The organism is Microbacterium sp. NPDC079176 (assembly GCF_040686675.1).
Lineage (GTDB): Bacteria > Actinomycetota > Actinomycetes > Actinomycetales > Microbacteriaceae > Microbacterium.
Window position 1 is genome coordinate 21,928 of the sequence record NZ_JBFBLM010000008.1, and the last position, 22,316, is coordinate 44,243.

Below are 22,316 nucleotides of genomic sequence, written 5' to 3' on the forward strand. Positions count from 1 at the left end.
GCCCAGGTGAACCACTGTCCACCAGACCACCCCACACCATTCCCACCGGTCAGCGCGATCAGCGCCGTGATCCCTATTCACCACCGCGGCGCGAACATCACGGCCGGATGAGTACCTTCAGCGCCTGTCGCGAGTCCATCAGCCGGTAGGCCTCGGCGATCTCGTCGAGCGGCAGTTCGCGGTCGAAGACCCGACCGGGGTCGATGGTGCCGTCGATGACCTGCGGGATGGCCGCCTCGAGGTAGGCGCGAACGGTCGCCGGTCCGCCGGTGAGCGTGGCGTTCTTGCCGAACAGCGACATGAAACCGACCGCTGCATCCTCGTACTGGGGCACGCCCACCCGCGAGATCACTCCGCCGGGACGGACGACCCCGTATGCCTGCTCATAGGCGGGCATGTGGCCGACGGCTTCGAGCACCACGTGAGCACCCTCGCCGCCAGTCAGCTCCAGAACCTTCGCGACTCCTTCTGCGCCACGTTCGGCGACGACATCGGTAGCGCCGAACTCGCAACCGAGATCCGTGCGGGCTGTGTGGCGGCCCATCAGGATGATCTTCTCCGCACCGAGCTGCTTCGCCGCGAGGACCGCGGAGAGGCCGACGGCGCCGTCGCCGATCACGACGACGGTCTTACCCGCCTCGACTCCCCCGCGGATGGCCGCGTGGTAGCCGGTGAGGTAGACGTCCGACAGTGTGAGGAGAGACGGCATGAGCGCCTCATCGGTGCCGGCGGGGATCGCGACGGCGGTGCCATCGGCGTAGGGGATGCGGAGCTTCTCCGCCTGGGTGGCGGAGGCTGCCGCGTCGAAGAAGCCGCCGTGCACGCAGGAGGTGGTGATGCCATCGCGGCAGAAGGCACAGGTGCCGTCCGACCATGCGAAGGGCACGATGACGGTGTCGCCGACGGCGAGGGTCGTGACGTCGTCGCCGATCTGCTCGATCACGCCGATGGCCTCGTGGCCCATGTGACGGCCCTCGGGGGTGTCGCCGAGGTCGTGGTACGGGTGCAGGTCGGACCCGCAGACGCAGGCATAGGTGACGCGGATGATCGCGTCGGTGGCCGCCTCGATGGTGGGCTCGGGAACGTCGACGACGCGGACGTCGCCGGCGGAGTACATGAGTGTCGCGCGCATGATGCTGTCTCTTTCTGTGGTGGTTCAGTCGGTGAGGGGAACGCTGAGGAGCCGGTCGTCACCCTCTCGGGGTCCCGATCCGTATCCGTCGGTGTTGCTGGTGAGGAACCAGAGTGCCCCGTCCGGAGCCTCGGCGACGTGACGGATCCGCCCGTACGCGCCACTGAAGTAGTCGGCGGAGGTGCTGGGGTCGGCGACCGGGACAGCGCGGAGGGTCTGACCCCGGAGGTTGGCGATGAAGACCGTGCCGCCGATCACTGCGATGCCGCTGGGACTGGCGTCGTCGGGCGTCCATTGCTGCACCGGATCGATGTAGTCCGTGTTCTCGCCGATTCCTTCGACGAGGGGCCAGCCGTAGTTGCCTCCAGATGCGATGACATTCAGTTCATCCCACGTGTCCTGCCCGAACTCGGCCGCGAACAGGGTGCCGTCGTCTGCCCAGGCGATACCCTGCGGATTGCGGTGCCCGTAACTGTAGACGAGTGACCCGGGGAACGGGTTGTCGCCGGGAGCGGCGCCGTCCGGTGTCATCCGCAGGATCTTTCCGGCGAGGCTGTCGAGATCTTGTGCGTTGTCGCGACCGCCCGCGTCGCCAGTGGTGGCGTAGAGCATGCCATCCGGCCCGAAGGCGATCCGGCCGCCGTCGTGGTAGCTCGCTGCCGGGATCCCGTCGACGATCGTTTCGGGGGTTCCGAGGGCGAGAGACCCGGACTCTCCGGTGAGGGAGAAGCGCTGGATGCGGTTGCCGTCGGGTCCGGTCGAGTACGCATACAGTCGCTGCTGGTCATCGACGGCGATTCCGAGCAGCCCCGACTCCCCCTGCTGCACGACGCCCTCGATCGTGCCGACGACCCGGGTGGTGTCTCCGGTGAGCTCGAGGATGTTGCCGGTGTTCCGCTCACTGATCAGCGCTGTCTCGCCCGCGAACGCGACCGACCACGGCGTCACCAGTCCGGTCGCGAGCACGGTCGGATCTCCCTGGGGTTCCGCCGGACTCACCGCAGTTCCGGTGGTCGTCGCTGACGGGGCAGGGTCGCTGTCGGGCTGTACGGACGGGGTGCAGCCGGCCAGGATCGTCGAAGCGGCGAGTGCCGCGAACGCGGTGCTGATCACGCGGGAAGGAAGTTTCGTCATATCTCTGTCTCTCCGGGGCTCGGTCTCTGGGCGCACACGGGCTGTCAGCCGTCGAGTGATTCGGCGTACCGTCGGAAGTCGCCTCGCTGTGCGTGCATCTCCCAAAGCACACCGGCGAGCACGTCGGGGTCATGGGTGGCGTCGCCTGGCTCGATACCGCGCGGGATGATCAGCTGACCGACGTGGATGCCCTCGGACCGCAGCGTCTCGTGCAGCATCTGGCCATAGGCGCTCTGCCCGGCGAAAGCGATGGAAGTTCCCGCATACGACGCATGGGGGCGCACGGCGCTGCCACCGTTGACGAACAGGATGGTTCCGGCTCCCAGGAATCGCATGCCCTGCACGACCTGGTGCACGGCGGCTACGGGAGCGTAGATCGAGAACTCGGCCGCGCCCACGAGGTCTTCGGGTGTGGTCTCGAGGACGGGACGGAGGAACTCCTTCTGCGGCAGGGGGTTGTAGGTCAGTACCTGGATGGCGCCGAGTTCCTGCGTCGCCCGATCCAACGCCTCGCGGACGCTCGCGGTGTCGCGGACGTTCGCGGCGTATCCGCGTGCAGTAACTCCCGCTTCGGCGAGTTCCGCGGCCAGCGCGTCGAGGCGATCCTGGTTTCGGGCGATGAGGGCGATGCTGTGGCCCTCATCGCCGAAGCGGCGGGCGATGGCTGCACCCAGGCCGGGTCCGGCGCCGATGATTGCGGTGGTGGTCATGGCAGTGACTCCGTTCGATTCGCGATGAGGTGTCAGTCGACGATGGCGATCGTCACCGGGCTGCCCTCGAGGAGCGACAGCTGCTCCTCGGTGGCGGAGTAGGTGCCGAGGTGGAGGGTGGCATCGGAGTATCCGATTCCGGTCGCGTCGTAGTAGAACCCGAGGTTGCCCCACGACGTGTAATAGATCAGGTCGCCGTCCTCAGGGTCCGAGCCGGGCGAGCCTTCGTAGCTCAGCTCGCGCGGCAGATAGGCGATCTTCTCGGCACCCGCGAACTCTTCGACTGTCAGTTCGAGCGGGAGCATCGCGAGGAAGTCTCGAACGGCGGGATTGTCTTCTCCGATCGTCACGTCGACGCTCGTACGGTCGGAGGTGAAACGCACGACCGTGCCGACGACCTCAGTGGGCGCGCTCTGCTCGGCCGAGGCCGGCGCTGTGGGCGTCGCCGGTGGCGAAACGGGAGTGGGCGTGGATGCGTCGACCGGCGCGGCGCTCGATGTCTGCGCGCACGACGCGAGCGCTGCAACCAGAAGGGCCGCTGCCGTCGCGGCGAGTATGCGCTCTCTCATTTGGGCTCTCCTTCGGCAGATTCGTCGCTGTGGAAGGTGCCCTTTGCGCTCGCGATCGCTGACATCGCCCGCGGCCATCCCGTGTAGAAGGCCAGATGTGTGATGGCTTCGACCATCTCCTTCTCGGTCAGACCGTTCTGCGCGCCGAGGTTCAGGTGGAACGGGAGCTGCTCTGTGTTCCCGCCGGCGACGAGCGCAGCGATGGTGATGAGGCTGCGGTCGCGCGCGGCGAGATCGGGACGCGCCCAGACGTCGGCGAACAGCACCTCGTCGGTCAGGGAGACGAGCTTGTCGGCGAAGCCGCCGAGCATTTGATCTGCGGCTGATCCTCGTTCTGTCATGACTGGGTCCTTTCTGCGGTTATGCCTTCGTATTCGGCGTCAGTGATGTGCTCGCCCCACCACGAGGCGATGTCGGCACCGTCGTCCGCTTCGAGGACGGCGAGATGTTCCATGAACACCCCTGGAGCAGAAGCGTGCCAGTGCTGTTCGCCGGGCGGCGTGTAGAGGGTCTGCCCCGGGTGGACCTCGATGATGTTGCCAGCCCGATCTCCGAAGCGGGCGATCCCCGAGACGACATGGAGATACTGCCCCCGTGCGTGCGAATGCCAGGCGGTCCTCGCGCCGGGTTCGAATCGCACTCGCGCCACGGTTGTGCGCTGTACTGATTCATGCGGGACGACGATCATCTCCAACCAGACGTTCCCGGAGAACTGCTCGGGAGGGTTGAGGGTGGTCGGACGAGCGGGCTCGATGTTCATATCTACCGTCTCCTTCGTTGTGGGTGGGCGTTGTGTTCAGTGGGCCGAGATGGAGCGCAGGGCGCCGTCTCGCGGCTGGACGCCGTCGGGACGATCACGGCGAGGACCCAGAAGCAGGCACGCAGCGGCGGCGAGCAGCACGGTCACCACGGTGGTGATGCCGAGGGGAAGGATGCTGAGCGCGCCGGCGACTCCGACGAACGGGGCAGCGATCCCTCCGAACCCGAACCGCACCATGCCGAGCAGCGACGATGCGGTGCCGGCCATCTGGGGGTAGTCGGAGAGCGCGAGGGTGGTCGCCGGGGGCGCGGTGATCGCCACGCCGCTCGACAGTGCGAACAGCGAGACGATGACGATCCACAGGGGCAGAGGCGTCAGCCCCGCGATGAGGAGCCCGAGTGCTCCCGACCCGGTGACGACGATTCCGACTGCGAGAGTGCCCGAGATGCTCCAGCGCTCCGCGGTGCGCCCGGCGACGTATCCGAAGACCATGTGTCCTGCGGAGTTGAGACCGAACGCGGCGGCGTACCACTGCGGCGTGAGCCCATAGATGTCCTGCAGCACGAAGGTCGAGCCTGCGAGATAGGCGAACAACGCCGCGTAGAGGAATCCCTGGTTCAGCACCGCACCGAGGAACACGCGGTCGCTCAGAAGAGTGCGGTAGGCGTGCAGGGTCTCTCCGAAACCGCCACGGGTGCGCTGCTCGGCCGGAAGCGTCTCTCCGAACACCAGGAGGGTGATGACGAGGATCACCACCCCGATCACGGCGAGAAAGACGAACAGGCCCCGCCAATCGGTGAAGGTGTTGAGCAGACCGCCGAGCAGCGGTCCGACGATGGCCGCGAACCCGCCGATGACGGTGAGACGGCCGTAGAAGCGGATGAGCGCCTTGCCCTCGAAGACGTCGCGACCCGCGGCGGTGGCGATCACGATTCCGACGCCGCCGGCGAGGCCCTGCACGAGGCGAGCCAGGATCAGCAGCTCGATCGACGGGCTGAGCGCGCACAGCACCGAGGTGAGGATGTACGCCACGATCCCGATCAGGAGGATCCCCCGACGCCCGAACCGATCAGACAGTGGGCCAGCGATGAGCTGCCCTGCGGCGAGGCCGATCAGGCAGGCGGTCACCGTCAACTGCGCGACCGAGGTGACCGCACCGAGCTCAGCGGACAGTGCGGGAAGGGCAGGAAGGTAGAGGTCCATCGAGATCGGGCCGAACACCGTCAACAACAGCAGCAGAGACGGCAGCAGGCGGCGACCGGTGCTCTGGAGGGGTGAAGACGAGGAATGCATGTCTCCATGGTCGGCCTCGCCGCGTACGCGAGGGAGTCTCTGGCGAAGGGTGTACTGGCAGGGCACCCGTCAGAGGTGCGGTGGCCGACGAGATAGGCGAAGGTGGATGTCGGCAACGACGTGACCATCGAGGAGGACATGCATGAACGTGCACGTGACGCTGTCGGCCGGGATCGACTTCGATGCAGAGCTCTTCGCGAATCCGGTCGCCGATGACCTCGCTGCGCGGCTACCGTTGGAAGCCGTCTTCAGCGACTTCAACGACGTCGAGAAGGTCGCCTCGCTCGGACCCCCGCTGCGCATGCGAGGCGTACCTGACCAGGATTCTCCGGCGCCCGGCGAGATCGGCTACTACGCGCCCACGCAGTCGCTCGTCCTCTACTACGGCACCGTCGGCACGTGGCCAGGGCTGGTACGCGTCGGTCGATTCGATCTCGCCCTCGATACGCTGCGAGACATCCCCGATGGCTTCACCGCCCGGTTCGTCCGCGTTGACGCCAGCTGACACGCCGCAGCCCGAGCAGCCCGCCAGCGGCCTTACTGCTGGCAAGGGTGCCCTGCCAGGGCATTCCTCACGCCGGTTCGCGGACCTAGCCTGACTGTTATGGATAATCGACAAGAGGTCCGTGAGTTCCTGATGACCCGCCGCGCGCGGGTCACGCCGGAAGCCGTAGGGCTGACCGCCGGGTCGAACCGGCGAGTCGAAGGTCTGCGACGCAGCGAAGTGGCCACCCTCGCCGGAGTCAGCGTGGAGTACTACTCCAAGCTGGAACGCGGTGCGATCGCCGGTGCCTCTGGAGCAGTGCTCGATGCCGTCTCCCGCGCCCTCCAACTCTCCGATGCCGAGCACACGCATCTGCTCGACCTGGCGCGCAATGCCGATGGCATCCCCTCCTCCGGTCGTCACCGCCGCCGAAGCGCCAAGCCGGGCCCGCCCCGCCCGAGCCTCGAATGGGCGTTGGCGTCCATCACCGATGCGGTCGCCGTCGTGAGAGATCAGAGACAGAACCTCGTCGCCTTCAACGACCTCGGCCGAGCGTTCTACTCACCACTGATCGGCGACGGAGGAAGGACGCCGAACTTCGCGCGGTTCCAGTTCCTCGACCCCGCGGCCCGTGATTTCTACCCCGACTGGGATATCTTCGCCGACATGTGCGTCGCCGTGGTCCGCGCCGAAGCGGGCCGTGACCCCCACGACAAGGGGATCCAAGATCTCGTCGGAGAACTCTCCACCCGCAGTGAGGTGTTCCGCGGCCTGTGGGCTGCGCACAACGTGCGCACCCACGGATCCGGCACCAAGCGCTTCCGTCACCCCGTCGTCGGAGACCTCACCCTCGTGTACGAGGAGCTCGCGATCACCGCCGAGCCCGGTCAGGTTCTGCTGATCTACACGGCGGAACCCGGTTCGCCTTCCGCCGAGCGGCTGCGACTGCTGGCGTCGTGGGGTGCTGAGGCATCTCCATCTGCACGCACTGCCACGGCCTGACGGGTGATCGGTCGCTATCGAAGGGTGTCCAGAGCGTGCATGTTCCGTCAGGGCTCCCATTGGGTGGCCAGCTTCATAACGTCGAACCCACGACTCCCTACCGTTCCTGAGAGGTCGGCTCGTGGACAAGAAGCTCGGCCGGTGCCCGCGGTCGAACCGGTGATCAGAATACGTGCCATGCGGGTCGTTCCTTCCTACAGCTTCGTGTCGTCTTCGCGCATTGGCTTGGAGTGGACGCGGCGCGATCGACCAGGTTGTACTTGACCTGCGCTGCCACCGGAGCGTTCACCCTGCGGTCGTCCGCGATCCCCAGCGACTGCACGACCTGCCACGATCCACCGAGGATGGCGCGCCAGGACGATCGAGCACCGGCATGTTTCAGACGAGTCCCGATGAGAGGAAGCTCCCATGCGATACTTCGTTCTCGGTGCCACTGGTGTCAGGGTCTCCACCATCTGACTCGGCACGGCGACCTTCGATATCCCGCCCACTGCGGACCAGACCGACCGGCTCGTCGCACAGGCCCTCGATCTCGGCGTCAACTTCATCGACACCGCCGATGTGTCGGCTCCCGCCGAGGTCAGCGGAGGCTGCGCGCTGGCTCCGACCCTGCGAATGCAGGTACGGCTACGGCGGAGTCGTTGTGAGGCACAACGTGCTCGTTTCTGCTGATCTACCCCAAGAGCGGGAAATATGAACCAAAAACGAACCACGCGCGACCCCGTATACGCGCACGTTTCGCAAACGCGGTGATCGGCGGAGGCGCGAGCCCCCGAGGGGCCGCAATGAGACGGCGAGATCCTCGAGATCGGGCGCACGCCGGTTACACGCTACGTCCGCGATGCCGTTGTCGTTCGAGCAGCGCCCTGCCAACACCTAGTTGTATAAGTGTTGGTATGATGGTCTGATGTCTACGTCTTCGTCCCGCACCCGCATCCCCATCGATGCCGTATCGAGCGAGACCCTCGACTGGGCGCCGCGCGCACCGGAGATGTTCTCACGGGCCGAGGTTGTGCGTCAGACCGGGCCGTATGAGGCGACGGTCACAGCACCGATCGCCGAGTGGAGCTCGCAGGTTCCCAGCGAAGACGCCGCTGATGTCGAAGACGCCACGCGCCAGCTGGTCGCGTTCGACGAGCATGCGCGGCGCACGTTGGGCACCGACAATCCGGCCCTGGGCCCGATGACCGCGATCCTGCTGCGCACAGAGTCCGCGTCCAGCTCACAGATCGAGCAGCTGACGACGTCGGCGAAGCAGCTCGCTCTCGCCGAGATCGATGAAGGCGACAAGGCCAACGCGCTCACGGTGATCGGGAACGTCCGCGCCATGGAGGCAGCCCTCGCGCTCTCGGACGAGATCTCCGAGGATTCCATCCTGCAGATGCACCACGCTCTGCTGCGCCACCAATCAGGCCTCGAGCACGAAGCAGGTCTCTACCGCCAAGAACCGGTCTGGATCGGCCCCGGCAACGCCGGCCCCCGCCAGGCGGAGTTCATAGCTCCCCACCACGACCGGATTCCCGGTGCGATCGGTGACCTGGTCAGATTCGTGCAGCGCCAGGACATCTCCGTGCTTGTTCAGGTCGCTGTCGCGCACGCCCAGTTCGAGACCATCCACCCGTTCGTCGACGGCAACGGCCGCACCGGCCGCGCGCTCGCGCAGTCGATCCTGCGCAACAAGGGTCTCGTCAGCTCCACCGCCGTACCGATCTCTGCAGGACTGCTCGTGAACACCGGGCGCTACTTCCAGGCGCTGACCGCTTTCCGAGCCGGCGACGCTGCCCCGATCATCCGCGAGTTCGCCATGGCGAGTCGCATCGCCGCGTCCACGGGGACGCAGCTGGTCGACGATCTCGTCGCGCAGCTGGACGAGTCCCGCGCTCTAGTCCAGGGCGTCCGCTCCGACGCTGCGGTCTGGAAGGTCCTTCCCGCGCTCGTGGGCCAGCCGGCTGTGAACACGAAGTACCTCATGAGCGCGCTCGGACTCGGCGAGATGGCGGCGCTGCGCGCGCTGGACACGCTCACCGATCGCGGGGTGCTCACCGAGACGACCGGCCAAGGACGCAACCGCGTCTGGCAGCACCGCGGGATCTTCGACGTCCTCGACGGATACGCCGAGCAGATCCGCCGGATGACCGCTCGAGGCTAGCCACGCGCCAGCGCGGGAGTCACAAGCGCCGTCGGGGCGTCACTCCTTATGACCCCCGATCCGACTTCCGCGGAATCTCGGGGATTTCGTGCGCTCCCCTGCGCTCGATTGCTGGGGCACTTCAACGGAGACCCCCAGCAACCGAGCGCATCCGAGCGGCCTGTGGATGAAAAACCGGCGGCTAGATCGGCTAGAGCCAGGAGCCGGTACGGTGAGCGCATGACCCAACCCATCGAGACCGAGGCTCCGCGCGAGTGGCGAGAGACCTGCGGTCGGATCGGATGGGCGGTTCTCGCTATCGCCACGACGATCGTGGTGGTGACGGTCATCGAGATACTCCTCGCCGGTCTCGGGCTCGCCCTCGGCGCCGGAATGACTGCTGAGGAGGCAGCGGGCATCATACTCCGTGTCTGGATCACTCTCGGGGTCGTAGCTGCGATCGCGGTGATGTCGATCATCGCTTCGAAGTGGGGGCTGCTCGCCGCGTCGCTGCCGATCCTGGCTGTTCTGTTCGTCTTGGCCAACGGAAGACTCACCACCGTCTCTTAGAGGTCTTCGACGGCCGTCTCGTACGGGGTCAAATCCGCATTCGGCGGCCTGGCGCTCATGCACCTCGCCCAGAAGTACGGCCCCGACGTCTCCGAAGAGCTGCTGGAGGATCACATCCCGGAAGCGTCGGCCCCTTCGTGGGATGACGTCACCATCGATCACGCTCTCGACATGACAACCGGCAACTACTCCTCCGCCGGCTACCAAGCAGACGAGGCCGGACCCACGATGTCCTCGTTCTTTCTGGCAGAGACTTATACGGACAAGCTGACGGCGGCGCTCTCCTACCCGCACAAGGCGGCCCCAGGAAGCATTTGGACCTACCACACCTCCGACACCTTCCTCGCGGTCCGGGCGATGGACGACGTGCTCGAGGAACGGGAGGGCGCCGGCTCCGACATCTTCGCAATGCTCCGTGACGAAGTGCTCGAGCCCGCGGGAGTCGGACCCGACTCTCTGACGACACTGCGAACCGACAACGCGCCGACCGGAGCGCCTTTCGGCGGGTACGGCATGTTCTGGACCCAGGACGACATCGCGAAGGTGGCGAAGCTCCTCGTCGCCGATGATGGCGTCGCGGGCGGCACCCAAGTGCTGCATCCCGGGCTCCTGGACGCATCGCTCCAGCGGGACGCTTCAGATCGCGGCATCACGACCGGTGGGCCAACCCCGTTTCACTACAACAACGGTTTCTGGGCGCGAGACTTCAGCAGCGCTGACAACGCGGCCTTCACCTCACCGTTCTCGGTTCCGTTCATGTCGGGGTTCGGAGGGATCACCGTCGCACTCATGCCCAACGGGTCGAGCTACTACGTCTTCAGTGACAACAACGAGTTCGCGTGGCGAGACGTCGTCGCAGAATCCAACAAGCTCGACCCGATGACTGGCGGCTGAGACGTGCACGCGAGTCCGTGGCACATGCGCTCGGGCCACGGACTCGTCAGGCGGGATGATCTCAGGCGAGCAGCGCACCCATCTGCTTCGCGATCATGGTCGTCGCGAACTTGGGGTTGAGGCGCGACAGGCGATCCATGGCCGCAGCATCCGAACCGATGGTCGCTCGGAAGCGGTCCTTGCGGATCGCGTCGACGATCACCCGGCCGGCCTCTTGCGGCGTCGTCGTCTTGTACGCGCTGGTCTCGGCCGACGCATCGCCCCCGAGATCGACGCCCGAGTTCGCGGCGATGCCGGTGCTGATCGCGCCGGGGAAGATCACCGTGACATGCACGTTCGTCTCGAGCAGCTCGGCATAGAGCGCCTCGGTGAGGAGCTTCACCGCGGCCTTGGATGCCCCGTAGACCGCCTGACCGGGCACCGGGGCGTACGAACCCATGCTCGCGACATTCAGGAGGGACGCCTCAGGCCGGGCGAGCAGGTGCGGAAGGAAAGCCTTGCAGACGTTCATGACGCCCCAGAAGTTCACATTCATGACCTTCTCGATCTCGGAGAACGGCAGGTCGTTGACCTTGACGAACTTCTGGATCACCCCCGCGATGTTCGCGACGCCGTCGACCTGGCCGTGAGCCGCGATCACGGCGCCGGGAAGCGCGTCGATCGCATTCCGGTCGGTGATGTTCACCGCGTGCTGAGTGAATCGCGTGCCGACAGCCGCGAGTGCTGCGGTCGCTTCGAGGCCTGCGGCGTTCAGGTCGACGCCGGCAACCGAGGCGCCACCGGCAAGCAGACGCAGCGTCACCTCGCGTCCGATGCCGTTTCCTGCGCCCGTGACGACGAAGACCTTGCCTGAGATGTCCATGGTTTCCTTCTGGGTGGGTCGGGCCGCGATCAGCGCGACTCGGAGGAGATGTCCGCAAGGATGCGGTCGAGGGTACGGGTGATCGAGATCGTCGTCGCCGCGTCATGCCAGGGATGCTCACGCAGACCGGACTCGATCGCCGTGCCCACCGCCTCGAGCATCGGCCCGTAGCCGTTGCCCACTCGCGGATGCCCGATGCGCTCCGGCTCGCGGAAGATACGCTCCGCCGACCCTGCATGAACTCGGGCGTCGCTGCCCGCCCAGAACATGGGATCGAGCGTGATCCAACCGCGCTCGCCGCTGATCGCCGCTGAGAGATCGAGGAAGTCCACTCCTGACCAGGCGAGCTGCGCGAAGGCGCCGCCGGCACTGTCGAGGGTGGCATGCCCCGCGAGGTCCACCCTCTCGGAGACGACTCCTCGTGCTTGGACGTCGTCTGGCTCCCCGAGGAACCAATGGGCCAGCGTGACCGGGTAGATCCCCCTGTCGCGCAGGATGCTGCCGCCGTCCTCGGGCCGGGCCTTGCCCGGGCGAGGGAAGAAGGGCGTGCCGAAGCCGGCCCTGACGCTGCGGACAGCGCCCAGTTCTCCCCCGGTGATGCGTTCGATGATCTCGACGTGCAGCGGGTTGAACCGCATCCACATCGCCTCCATGAGGAAGACACCGGCCGCCGAGGCGCGCGCGAAGAGCATCTCCGCATCGACCGCCGAGGTCGCGATCGGCTTCTCGACCAGCACATGCTTTCCTGCAGCGATCGCCTCGAGCGTGATGGCGGTATGAGTGCTCGCCGGCGTCGCGATGTAGACCGCATCGACGTCGCGAGCGAACAGCGCCGAGCGTTCAGCGGTCGCGAACGGGATGCCGTGCCGCGCGGCGAAGTCCGACGCGCGGTCGGGCGTTCGCCCCCAGACGGCCGTGATCTCACCGCCGATGGCGAGCAGATCGGAGACGAGGCGATCGGAGATGTCGCCGGTGCCGATGATGCCCCACCTAGGCATCGACGGCCTTCCGCTCGCGGATCGGCGCCACGGTGAGCGTCGCGAGGGCGACGAGCACGAGTGCGGCTCCCCAGACGAGCTGATACCCGCCGGTCGCTGAGACCACGACCGCAGCGAGCGCCGGTGCCAGCGCCTGACCGAGGTTCATGGCGACGATCGCGAGACCGAGATCCCGCCCTGCGCGCGCCGGATCAGGGAGCACGTCGATGAACATCGCGTTGTCGACCGGCAGGTAGATGCCGAAGGCGAGGCCAGTGATGATCACCTGGGCGAAGAGGGCCGGGAGCGTCGGCGAGATCAGCGGGATCGCCATCGACGCCGCCATGAGCAGCGACGCAACGACGATGAAGGGCTTGCGACGGCCGACACGGTCGGAGAGCCGCCCCGAGATCGCCACGGCGATGAGCGTGAAGGGGATGCCCGCGAGCCCGAGGATCGGCACCATCGCCGATGCCTCGGCGGCGCTCAGCGCGGGGCGCACGTAGCTCTGCAGCATATAGAGGTTGAGCACCGTCGACGTGCTGTAGCCGAAGAAGAAGAGCACGCGCGAGATCCACAGCCACCGGTAGTTGCGGGCTTTGAGAGCACTCGCGTAGCCGAGCAGGAACGGCTTCCAGGCGAATGGCTCACGCTCGACATCGACGGATGACGCGTCACGGTTCCGGGTGACGAAGAGCACTGTGGCGATCGCCACGAGCAGACCGAGGATCAGATAGAAGTCGAGCCCGACGAGTCCGAACAGGGCGCCCGCACCGATGCCGCCCAGGATGCCGCCGATGATCGCACCCATGCTCGTCCAGGACGTCACGCGGCCTCGTCGATCACGAGGCACGCGGTCTGCGACCGTCGCCTGCAGGGGGTTGCCTGCGACGTTCAGCGCCAGCTCGGCGGCAGACCACAGCACGACGAGCACCACGAGCGACGGGGCGTACCGGACGGCGACCAGCAGCACGGCGCCGATGAGTCCCGCATACAGGATCCAAGGAGCCCGGCGTCCCAGGCGGGAGCGCGTGCGGTCGGACAGCACACCGATCACCGGCTGGAGGATCATGACGATGATGGCGCTGGTCGTCGTGACGAGCGCCAGCCCGTTCGCTCGCGCTGCTTCGAAGTCAGAGAGCAGGGCGAGCTGTCTGGTCTGATCCGTCGTAGGAGTGACCTCGCCGGCAGCGACGGCGCGACCCAACTCGGTGAGAGCCTGCAGGTCGACGCCGGCGTCTGCCCCATTGAAGAAGGATCCGAACTCCAGCAGTTGGATCTGGTTCGGCATGAGGATGCCGTTCGTCGCCGCCCACACTGCCGAGACAGCCAGCGAGAGCAGCAGGTACCAGCGGATGTATCGGGAGAGCGGCTTCTTCGCGTCGTAGTGCACCCCGATGTTCGAGGTCCATCGGGATTCCTCACCGGCGCGATGCGTGATCTGCTCGCTCATGACCGAGCTCCCTGCAGCTGTGCATTCGTCATCGAAATCTCCAGACCGCCTCACTGTTGAGGCTCTTACATCAAATCAGAGATCGACGCATTTGGCAACCGATTGCCACGTTCACAGAAAGACGTCAGCGCACCGCACGGCACTCAGCTCCGAGCAGCGCGCCCTGTACTTCCCCGCACCACCAGGGTCGTCGCGAGAGGATCGTCGCTGACCGGTTCGGTCGCATCGCCCAGAGCTTCGAGGACCTTACCGACCGCGCGCTCCCCTGCGAGCTGCAACTGGGCGCGCACGGTGGTCAGCGCAGGGACGATGAGTTCGCTGCCGAAGATGTCGTCGAACCCCGCGATGCTCAGTCCGTCGGGCACGAGGATGCCGGCGGCGGACGCAGCCTGGATCAGGCCGATCGCCATGAGGTCGTTGAACGCGATGACGGCGGTCGCCCGCGATGCCTGCACTCGACGAAGAGCTTCGCGACCGCCGTCGATCGTCGGCATGTGCGGGCCGATCTCGACGACTGCCAGGCCGAGGCGCTCGGCGGCGTCGAGCATAGCTTCCCACCGTCGTCGGCTGATCCACGATGTCTCGGGGCCGGAGAGATACGCGATCGAGCGGTGACCGAGGTCGGCGAGATGGGCGACGAGGTCCGCGACACCCTGCTCCACCTCGGGGAGGACGCCGACCACGCCGTCGACCTGCCGGTTGATCAGGATGACGGGCTTGCGCTCCGCCAGCCGCAGGATCCGCTCGTCAGCCAGACGGGTGGTCGCCAGGATCAGCCCGTCGACGCTCGGCAGCAGCCGCGAGACCGCCTCGGCCTCCGCTTCACCGGACTCCTGCGATTCGGCGATCACCAGCGTGTATCCGGCCGCGGCTGCCGTGTGCTCCGCGCCGCGGACGATGCCGAAGATCACGGGGTTGGTGATGTCCGCGACCATCAACCCGATCGTGTGGCTGCGTCCGGTCGGCAGGGCACGCGCCATCGGGTTGAACTGGAAGTCCAGGCGGTCGGCGGCGAGACGGATCCTCTCCTCCGTCTTCTTGCTGATGCGACCGGGCTTGCTGAGCGCGCGCGACACCGTCGACGGGTTCACACCCGCGAGTTCCGCGATGTCGTAGATGGTCGCGGCGCCGCCGCGACGCCGGATGCGCTCCGCGAGTTCACCGGGCAGATCGTCGTCCATGGTTCCTCCCAGCTCCCAGCGTGTCATGACCGGTGCGATTCGAGCCATTCGACGGCGGCGCGGGCGAGTTCCGCGGGCGGGCGACCGACGTCGACGACGACCGCGACCTCGTCGGCGTCGAGCGCTTCGAGGGTGTCGAGTTGCGATCGAAGCAGGGAAGGAGGCATGAAGTGATCGGTTCGGCCGGCCGCGCGCTCGGCGAGCAGCTCGTCGCTGCCGTGCAGGTGCACGAACACGACACCCGACACCCGCTCGCGGATCCGATCCCGATAGACCCGCCGGAGCGCCGAGCACGCGATCACTGACCCCGATGCCGACCGTGCGGCGAGTTCATCGCTGACGCGGTCGAGCCACGGCATCCGGTCCTCATCCGTCAACGGTGTGCCCGCGCTCATCTTCGCCCGGTTGGATGCGGGATGCAGGTCGTCCGCGTCGAGGAACTCGACGCCCAGATCGGTCGCGAGCAGGCGCCCCACTGTCGACTTGCCGGCGGCCGAGACCCCCATCACCACGACCGGGGGCGATGCGTGTGCGCTCACCAGTCGTGGACGGTGCCGTCGAGCAGCCGGTTGTAGGGCAGGTAGGCCTGCTCGTACGGGTACTTGCCCGCCTCGTCGACGTCGAGGTCGACACCCAGACCGGGCTTGTCGCCGGGGTGCAGGTAGCCGTCGGTCCAGGTGAACGACTGCTGGAACACCTGGTCGGTGCGCGACCCGTGCTGCATGTACTCCTGGATGCCGAAGTTGTGGATCGCGAGACCGAGGTGCATCGCCGCCGCCATGCCCACCGGCGAGATGTCGGTCGGCCCGTGCATGCCCGACTTGATCTGGTACATCGCCGCGTAGTCGAGAGTCTTCTTCAGGGCGCTGATGCCACCCATGTGGGTGACGGCTCCACGCACGTAGTCGATGAGCTGATCGCGGATGATGTCCTTGAAATCCCAGACCGTGTTGAAGATCTCGCCGATCGCCAGCGGCGTCGTGGTGTGCTGGCGCACGAGGCGCAGCGCCTCCTGGTTCTCGGCCGGAGTGCAGTCCTCGAGCCAGAACAGGTCGTAGGGCTCGAGGTCCTTGCCGAGGCGTGCGGCCTGGATCGGCGTCATCCGGTGGTGGCCGTCGTGCAGCAGCGGGATGTCAGGGCCGAACTCGTTGCGTACCGCTTCGAAGACACCCGGCAGGTGATTCAGGTAGGCGCGCGTGTCCCAGTCCTCCTCTACGGGCTTCGCGCCTCGACGCGCCGGCTCGTGGTCGTACCGGACGCTGGCATCGCCGACGTCCGCACCTTGCGCGGCGATGCCGTAGATCGCCTTGAGGGTCGGCACCCCGGTCTGCACCCGGATCGCCTTATATCCCTGTGCCTGATGCGCGCGGATCGAGTCGAACAGCTCGGGCAGCTCCTTGCCGGACGCGTGACCGTAGGCCATCAAGCCCTTCCGACTGGCTCCGCCGAGCAGCTGGTACACGGGAAGCCCGGCAACCTTGCCCTTGATGTCCCACAGCGCCATGTCGACGGCTGCGATGGCCGCCATCGTCACGGGCCCGCGGCGCCAGTAGGCGCTGCGGTACAGGAACTGCCAGGTGTCTTCGATGCGCGATTCGTCGGCGCCGATCAGCAGCGGCACGACGTGCTCGGTGAGGTAGGCGACGACCGCGAGCTCACGCCCGTTCAGCGTCGCATCACCGAGTCCGGTCACGCCGTCTGCGGTCGTGATCTTGAGCGTGACGAAGTTGCGGTCGGGACTCGTGACGATGACGTCGGCCCTGTCGATGGTCATGTGCTTCTCCTCTGCGTGAAGGCGGTAGGTCAGGCGTCCGCGCCGGGCTTGCGTCCGTCGAGCCCACGCCAGCGCTGGCGCAGAGCGAATGCGGCGGACTTCGGCCGGCGCTCGCGGGTGAAGATGCCCTTCTTGTTGCCACCGACGCGGTGCAGGCCGTTGGTCGTGGCGAAGTCGGCGAAGTTCCAGATCTGCTCACCGACGAACTGCGGGAAGCGATCGAAGACACGGTGGTACATCGCGAGCAGGTCGGTCTGGTACTCCTCGGTCCACACCTGGTCCCACACCGAATGCAGGCCCGGCATCGTGTCGGCGCCGTACTCGAGCATCATGATCGGTTTGCCCGTGCGGTCGATCCAGCCCTGGATGTCGCCCTGCAGATACATCTCGGCCGTCGCGAGGTCGCCCGCGTTGATGTACCACCCGTAGTAGCGGTTGAGGCTCACGACGTCGAACAGGTCGATGATCTGGTCGTTCTTGAAGGTCGCGAACATGACCATCGAATAGGTGATCGGGCGCGTCGGGTCGAGCTCGCGCACCAGCTCCACCAGCGGCTCGAAGTACTCGCGTGCACCGTCTTCGTTCGAGGCGGGCTCATTGGCGATGCACCACAGCACGACGGACGGGTGGTTCTTGTCGCGTCCGATGAGCTCACGCAGATGCTGCGCGTGCGCCGCGTGCGTCTCCGCCCCGGCATACTGCTCCGAGAAGGTGGGGAACGGCGGGGTGCCGCTGAGACCGCCGACGACCCCCATGTTGAGACCCACGGCCGCGGTCTCGTCGATGACCAGGATGCCGTGGCGGTCGGCGAAGTCCAGCACGTCCTCGGCGTAGGGGTAGTGCGAGGTGCGGAACGAGTTGGCGCCCGTCCACTCCATCAGCTGGAAGTCGTGCACCATGTAGGCGTCATCGTGACCCTTGCCACGGACGAACGTGTCTTCGTGCTTGCCGAATCCGGTGAAGTAGAACGGCTCGCCGTTCACGAGGAACTCCTCGCCTCGCACCGCGACCGTTCGCACACCGACTGCCACGGAGTACGTGTCGAGCACGTCGTCTCCGTCGACGGCCTCGACCGTCAGCTCGTAGAGGTACGCGGCGCCCGGCTTCCAGAGCACGACGTCGGCGATCTCGAGACGGCCCTCCGGGCCGGACGACGTCGCCACGACACTGCCCGCGGCATCCGCCAGGCTCACCCGCACGGCGGCATCGCCGACGGTCTCGACGCGGTAGTCGACGAATCCGGTCGAGCCCTCGAACGTCGTCACGACCGTGACGTCGTCGACGTGCACCTGCGGCAGCGAGTACAGCGACACCGACCGGGCGAGGCCCGCGTAGTTGTAGAAGTCGTGGAAGTAGGTCTGGGTCTTGGCACCGGTCATGCCGACCTCGATCTTGCCCGGCGGGATCGTGGTGTTGCTGAGGTCGGGGCTGACCGCGACCGTGAGCCGGAACGCGGTGCCCGGCTTCACGACATCGGTGACGTCGATGTCGAACGGCGTGTACCCGCCGACGTGTCCACCGACGAGTTGGTCGTCGACGTATACCTTTGCCGAGTGCGTGGCGGCGTCGAAACGCAGAAGGATCCGCTCCCCCGCCCAGCCGCGCGGCACCTGCACCGACCGCTGGTAGTAGACCCAGCCAACGTGGTCGCGGATCGCCGGATCGGTGAAGAGGTCGTTGTAGCTCGCCGGAACGGCTGCTTCGAGAGGCGTGTCGAGAGTGGCGAGCCAGGGCTCCTCCGGGAGGCGGGAGTCGATCCCGAACTTCCAGACTCCGTCGAGCTTGACGAGGTCACGGGTCGCGGTGGCGATGGGCTTGAGCATCAAGGGCCTTTCGTGCGCTTCTTTGCGTTCTTGGTTTCAGTACAGCAGAGTTCGGAAGAAATGGCAACCGATTGCCATTCAGATGGTCTCTCCGGCGTCCGCAAGCAGCGTGCTGCCGGTCATCACCACCGACAGGTCACTGGCGCAGAACAGCACCACCCGCGCGATGTCGTCGGGCGTGCCCTGACGACCGATCAGACTCTGCGACATCGCCGAGGGCATGGTCGAGGGGTCGATGCCGGCTGCTGCCATCTGCTCCATCGCCGCAGCTGCCATCGCCATGTTCCCCTCGGTCGGCACGTAACTGGGAGCGACACCGAGAACGCGGATCCCCTGGGGCGCGAGCTCCAGAGCGAGCTGCTTCGTGAGCCCCCGCACCGCGTGCTTCGACGACACATAGGCCGACAGACCGGGCGCAGTCCCACGGAAGCCTGCGGTCGAGACGATATTGACGATCACGCCGCCCTGCGGCATCCGACGGGCCGCCTCGCGAGCACCGTTGCGCACACCTCGGGTGTTGACGGCGAACACCTGCTCCCAGGTCTCGTCGCTCATCTCGAGAAGGGACTGGCTGGGGAAGATTCCGGCATTGTTCACCCAGACATCCGGGGCACCGACCTCAGCCGCCGCGGCGTCGGTCGCCGCAGCCACCGACGCCGAGTCGGTCACATCCATGCGCACGCCCACCGTCCGCACCGAGAAGCGCTCGCCGATCTCGTCTGCCGCCGCTCGCGAACGGCCCTCGTCGAGGTCGGCGATCACGATGCTCGCACCGGCCTCGGCGAGCCGATCCGCGATGGCACGACCGAGGCCCTGAGCGCCTCCTGTGATGAGCGCGGTGCGTCCTGTCAGATCGATCAGCGAGCCGAGGGGGGTCGACGAGACGTCGGGGAAGGGAAAGGACATCATTGCTCCGTTTCGAATGGGTGATGCTCAGCGGACGCTGCGCACCGAGAGGGTGATGAGGAGACCGCCGGCGAAGGCGAGCGCGGCAGCGAGGAGATACAGCGCGGTGAAGTTCTCGGCGCCGGCACCGATGGCCAGCACCGCCCCGCCGAGCACCGGCGCGAAGACGCCGGGTATCTTCTGCGCGAACAGGGCGATGGCCATGTAGCGACCCGCTTCCCTCTCGCGATCGGGCAGCACGTCGAGCAGAAGGGCTTGAGCCACAGCCGAGAAGGTGGCGATGCCGAGGGAGTTCAGCAGGGTGCCCACCATGAGCGTCGGCAGGTCGTGGGCGAACGCCGAGACGCTGCATCCCGCCGCGAAGAGAGCGGCACCCGCGAGGATGAACGGCTTGCGCCTGCCCACCCGGTCACTCAGCCATCCGCCCCCGAGGGAGCCGACGGTGGCCGTCACGATGCTCGACGCCGAGACGATCGCGAGCACTCCGGCGACATCGGGCACGCGCAGCTCGAGGCGCTGGGCGACGAAGAACACGGTGAAGCTGGTGGTGAGGGTCAGCCCGGAGAAGAAGATGAAGCGCCCGAGCCAGTTCCATGCGAAGTCCGGGGCATCACGCGGATCGAAGCCGTAGCTCCGCAGCAGTCCGCCGACGGTCAGCCGCCGCTCGATCAGCATCCCCCTGCTGTCGGGGTCGTGCACCACCGCGAGGAATGCGATCACCAGTACGACACCGATCGCCGCAGGGAGCGCGAACACGAGGATGACCTGATCGAGGAAGAGTCCGACGAGGATGATCCCGACAACGGGCGCGACCTGCATGGTGACGCCGGTGAGGCCGGACACACGGCCGCGTTGGTGCGGCGGCAGACGATCCGCCTGCCAGTTTCCGAGTGACGCAGCCGCCGTTCCCCACCCCACAGTCGAGAGCGTCCACCCGATCGTGAGAACGCTGAGATCCGGGGCGAGGGCCATGACCGGCACAGAGGCCGCACCGATCAGCAGACCGATCACGGTGAACGGACGCCGCCGCCCCCAGCGGCTGCGCAGGCGATCACTGAGGATGCCGGTGAGCGGCGCGAGCACGAGCGTGGCCGCCGAGCCGACCGCGAGGACGATGCCGAGGGCTTCGGTGCGCCCGGGTGCCAGTTGGTCGAGCCGCACCGCCAGCGAGTAGGCCATCGGCACGATCATCGCCATGCCGGCGCCGAAGGTCGCGGCGACGAGCAGGGCGATCGACCACCCCGAGACGGACGCCTGCCCGGTCCCCGCGCGATCGTCGGGCGCGGGGACCAGGGAGGAAGGCTGCGGGAGCGCGAGGTTTCCCTCGGGAACGCGCCCCGCAGCCTCCGCAGGGCCTTCGCCCTGGGGATCGTCGACGTCGACGGTCATCTGCTCGGCCTCTGTACGCGGCTTCGGTCAGGCCAGACCGTTGCGCTTCGCGACCTCGCCCAGCCAGCCGAGGCTCGGCTTGGGCGTGCGCACGAACGTCTCCCGATCCACGGCGATCAGGCCGAAGGTCGGAGCCCAGTGACCCCACTCGAAGTTGTCGAGCAGCGTCCAGTGCAGGTAGCCGCGCACGTCGATGCCCTCGTCGATCGTGTCGGCGAGTCCGCGCAGCGCGGCATCCGTGTAGCGGATCCGCTGGGTGTCGTCGGCCGTGGCGATGCCGTTCTCGGTCACGATCACGGTGACGCCCTCGGAGACCTCCCATGCGTGGCGCACGGCCATGGCGAGCGAGTCGGGGCGGAAGGCGGTGCCGACGAGCGTGTTGTCGGGGTGCGGCGGATGCGGCACAAGACCGTCGGCATCGACCTCCTGCGACGAGTACGCCTGCACACCGACGAAGTCGTCGCCGCGGGACCCCTCCCAGTAGACGTCTTCCTTGCCGTAGCGGATCTGCTTCAGCTTCTCCTCGCCACCGGGGGCCGCGGTGAGCGCGCCTGCGGCGATGGTCCAGCCGACCTTGGCGTTCGTCTTGGCGCGCACGATCTCCCGGGCGGCATGGTGGATCTCGACGAACGCGCGGCCGATCTCGGGGTCTGCGTCCTGCAGGAAGGAGCCGTGCTGCTTCTTCTCTTCCTTCTGCTCCGCGGGTGCCTCGCTCTCGACCGCGTCCGCCTCGACCGTGGGGCTCGTCCACTGTCCGCCCTGAGCGGCCATGCGACGCATCGCCGTCATGATGGCCGCCTGCATGTTCGGCTCATTCATGGTCGCGACCCACTCGACACCGTCGAGGATCGTGGTGGCCTGGGTCACGAAGCTGAGGAAGCGGTCCTTGGCCTTGGGCGACGTCCAGCCGCCGTCGTTCGCGAACCATCGCGGCGTCGTGAAGTGCTGCAGCGTGACGAAGGGAGTGACATCGCGCGAGAGGCAGTAGTCGATCACTCGACGGTAGTGCGCGAGCTCTGCGCGAGAGAACTGGCCCTCGATCGGCTCGATGCGCGACCACTCCAGGCTGAAGCGGTAGGTGTCGAGGCCGGCGTCGGCGAGCAGGTCGATGTCCTCGCGGAAGCGGTGGTAGCTGTCGACGGCGTCGCCCGAGGGCTCCATGCCGGGCATGGTCAGCTCCCGCTCCCACCAGTCGCTGTTGACGTTGTTGCCTTCGATCTGGTGTCCGGCAGTGGCGGCCCCCCAGAGGAAGCCGGTGGGGAAGTTCGTCATTGA

22 protein-coding genes are annotated in these 22,316 nt (G+C 67.0%); 5 read left to right on the plus strand and 17 right to left on the minus strand.

Annotated elements, in window-relative coordinates; all coding sequences use genetic code 11:
* Positions 1-97 precede the first annotated feature (97 nt).
* Genes AB0P11_RS17270 through AB0P11_RS17300 form a run of 7 tightly spaced genes read right to left on the minus strand, consistent with a single transcriptional unit; the run spans position 98 to position 5,598 of the window.
* The gene (locus AB0P11_RS17270) at positions 98-1,132 is read right to left on the minus strand and encodes an alcohol dehydrogenase catalytic domain-containing protein (protein ID WP_363523238.1); all 1,035 of its coding nucleotides are present in this window, start codon (positions 1,130-1,132) and stop codon (positions 98-100) included.
* A gap of 24 nt (positions 1,133-1,156) precedes the next feature.
* Positions 1,157-2,266, minus strand: coding sequence for a PQQ-dependent sugar dehydrogenase (locus AB0P11_RS17275; RefSeq protein WP_363523240.1), 1,110 nt, complete (start codon positions 2,264-2,266; stop codon positions 1,157-1,159).
* A gap of 44 nt (positions 2,267-2,310) precedes the next feature.
* A complete protein-coding gene (locus AB0P11_RS17280) occupies positions 2,311-2,976 on the minus strand; it encodes an SDR family NAD(P)-dependent oxidoreductase (protein WP_363523242.1) in 666 nt (221 codons plus the stop codon).
* A 32-nt stretch (positions 2,977-3,008) separates the two neighbouring features.
* A complete protein-coding gene (locus tag AB0P11_RS17285) occupies positions 3,009-3,545 on the minus strand; it encodes a cyclophilin-like fold protein (protein ID WP_363523244.1) in 537 nt (178 codons plus the stop codon).
* Positions 3,542-3,886, minus strand: coding sequence for a carboxymuconolactone decarboxylase family protein (locus AB0P11_RS17290; RefSeq protein WP_363523246.1), 345 nt, complete (start codon positions 3,884-3,886; stop codon positions 3,542-3,544). The genes AB0P11_RS17285 and AB0P11_RS17290 overlap by 4 nt, the downstream gene beginning before the upstream one ends.
* The gene (locus AB0P11_RS17295; protein ID WP_363523248.1) at positions 3,883-4,305 is read right to left on the minus strand and encodes a cupin domain-containing protein; all 423 of its coding nucleotides are present in this window, start codon (positions 4,303-4,305) and stop codon (positions 3,883-3,885) included. Before AB0P11_RS17295 ends, AB0P11_RS17290 begins: the two co-directional genes overlap by 4 nt.
* A 36-nt stretch (positions 4,306-4,341) precedes the next feature.
* On the minus strand, positions 4,342-5,598 hold the full coding sequence (locus AB0P11_RS17300; RefSeq protein WP_363523250.1) for a multidrug effflux MFS transporter: 1,257 nt from the start codon (positions 5,596-5,598) through the stop codon (positions 4,342-4,344).
* Positions 5,599-5,740: 142 nt separating this feature from the next.
* On the opposite strand from AB0P11_RS17300, the gene AB0P11_RS17305 reads away from it, so the two are divergent.
* The 5 genes from AB0P11_RS17305 to AB0P11_RS17325 all read left to right on the plus strand — a co-directional run bounded on the left by AB0P11_RS17305 (position 5,741) and on the right by AB0P11_RS17325 (position 10,676).
* Complete coding sequence (locus tag AB0P11_RS17305) at positions 5,741-6,103, plus strand: cyclophilin-like fold protein (RefSeq protein WP_363523252.1); 363 nt, start codon at positions 5,741-5,743, stop codon at positions 6,101-6,103.
* Between the two features lie 99 nt (positions 6,104-6,202).
* Positions 6,203-7,084: a helix-turn-helix transcriptional regulator gene (locus AB0P11_RS17310; RefSeq protein WP_363523254.1), complete on the plus strand. Its 882-nt coding sequence runs from the start codon at positions 6,203-6,205 to the stop codon at positions 7,082-7,084.
* A 907-nt stretch (positions 7,085-7,991) separates the two neighbouring features.
* Complete coding sequence (locus tag AB0P11_RS17315; protein WP_363523256.1) at positions 7,992-9,233, plus strand: Fic family protein; 1,242 nt, start codon at positions 7,992-7,994, stop codon at positions 9,231-9,233.
* 219 nt (positions 9,234-9,452) lie between these two features.
* Positions 9,453-9,782: a hypothetical protein gene (locus tag AB0P11_RS17320; protein ID WP_363523258.1), complete on the plus strand. Its 330-nt coding sequence runs from the start codon at positions 9,453-9,455 to the stop codon at positions 9,780-9,782.
* A gap of 57 nt (positions 9,783-9,839) precedes the next feature.
* A complete protein-coding gene (locus AB0P11_RS17325; RefSeq protein ID WP_363523260.1) occupies positions 9,840-10,676 on the plus strand; it encodes a hypothetical protein in 837 nt (278 codons plus the stop codon).
* 61 nt (positions 10,677-10,737) lie between these two features.
* Here AB0P11_RS17325 and AB0P11_RS17330 read toward each other — a convergent pair whose 3' ends face one another.
* The 10 genes from AB0P11_RS17330 to AB0P11_RS17375 form a co-directional block, all read right to left on the minus strand.
* Positions 10,738-11,538, minus strand: a complete 801-nt coding sequence (locus tag AB0P11_RS17330; protein WP_363523262.1) for an SDR family NAD(P)-dependent oxidoreductase — start codon at positions 11,536-11,538, stop codon at positions 10,738-10,740.
* Positions 11,539-11,567: 29 nt separating this feature from the next.
* Positions 11,568-12,536: a Gfo/Idh/MocA family oxidoreductase gene (locus tag AB0P11_RS17335; RefSeq protein ID WP_363523264.1), complete on the minus strand. Its 969-nt coding sequence runs from the start codon at positions 12,534-12,536 to the stop codon at positions 11,568-11,570.
* Positions 12,529-13,968 carry an MFS transporter gene (locus AB0P11_RS17340; RefSeq protein WP_363523266.1) on the minus strand — a complete coding sequence of 480 codons (1,440 nt, stop codon included), beginning with the start codon at positions 13,966-13,968 and terminating at the stop codon, positions 12,529-12,531. Before AB0P11_RS17340 ends, AB0P11_RS17335 begins: the two co-directional genes overlap by 8 nt.
* A gap of 143 nt (positions 13,969-14,111) precedes the next feature.
* Positions 14,112-15,176, minus strand: a complete 1,065-nt coding sequence (locus AB0P11_RS17345) for a LacI family DNA-binding transcriptional regulator (protein ID WP_285364555.1) — start codon at positions 15,174-15,176, stop codon at positions 14,112-14,114.
* Positions 15,173-15,688: a gluconokinase gene (locus AB0P11_RS17350; RefSeq protein ID WP_363523269.1), complete on the minus strand. Its 516-nt coding sequence runs from the start codon at positions 15,686-15,688 to the stop codon at positions 15,173-15,175. Before AB0P11_RS17350 ends, AB0P11_RS17345 begins: the two co-directional genes overlap by 4 nt.
* Entirely contained in the window at positions 15,685-16,923 is a 1,239-nt protein-coding gene (manD, locus tag AB0P11_RS17355) for a D-mannonate dehydratase ManD (protein ID WP_072591781.1), read from the minus strand. The genes AB0P11_RS17350 and manD overlap by 4 nt, the downstream gene beginning before the upstream one ends.
* 29 nt (positions 16,924-16,952) lie before the next feature.
* Complete coding sequence (uidA, locus tag AB0P11_RS17360) at positions 16,953-18,746, minus strand: beta-glucuronidase (protein ID WP_363523271.1); 1,794 nt, start codon at positions 18,744-18,746, stop codon at positions 16,953-16,955.
* A gap of 78 nt (positions 18,747-18,824) precedes the next feature.
* Positions 18,825-19,652: an SDR family oxidoreductase gene (locus AB0P11_RS17365; RefSeq protein WP_072592355.1), complete on the minus strand. Its 828-nt coding sequence runs from the start codon at positions 19,650-19,652 to the stop codon at positions 18,825-18,827.
* 27 nt (positions 19,653-19,679) lie between these two features.
* A complete protein-coding gene (locus AB0P11_RS17370; protein ID WP_363523273.1) occupies positions 19,680-21,041 on the minus strand; it encodes an MFS transporter in 1,362 nt (453 codons plus the stop codon).
* A 27-nt stretch (positions 21,042-21,068) separates the two neighbouring features.
* Complete coding sequence (locus tag AB0P11_RS17375) at positions 21,069-22,313, minus strand: family 1 glycosylhydrolase (RefSeq protein ID WP_187250224.1); 1,245 nt, start codon at positions 22,311-22,313, stop codon at positions 21,069-21,071.
* Positions 22,314-22,316 lie beyond the last annotated feature (3 nt).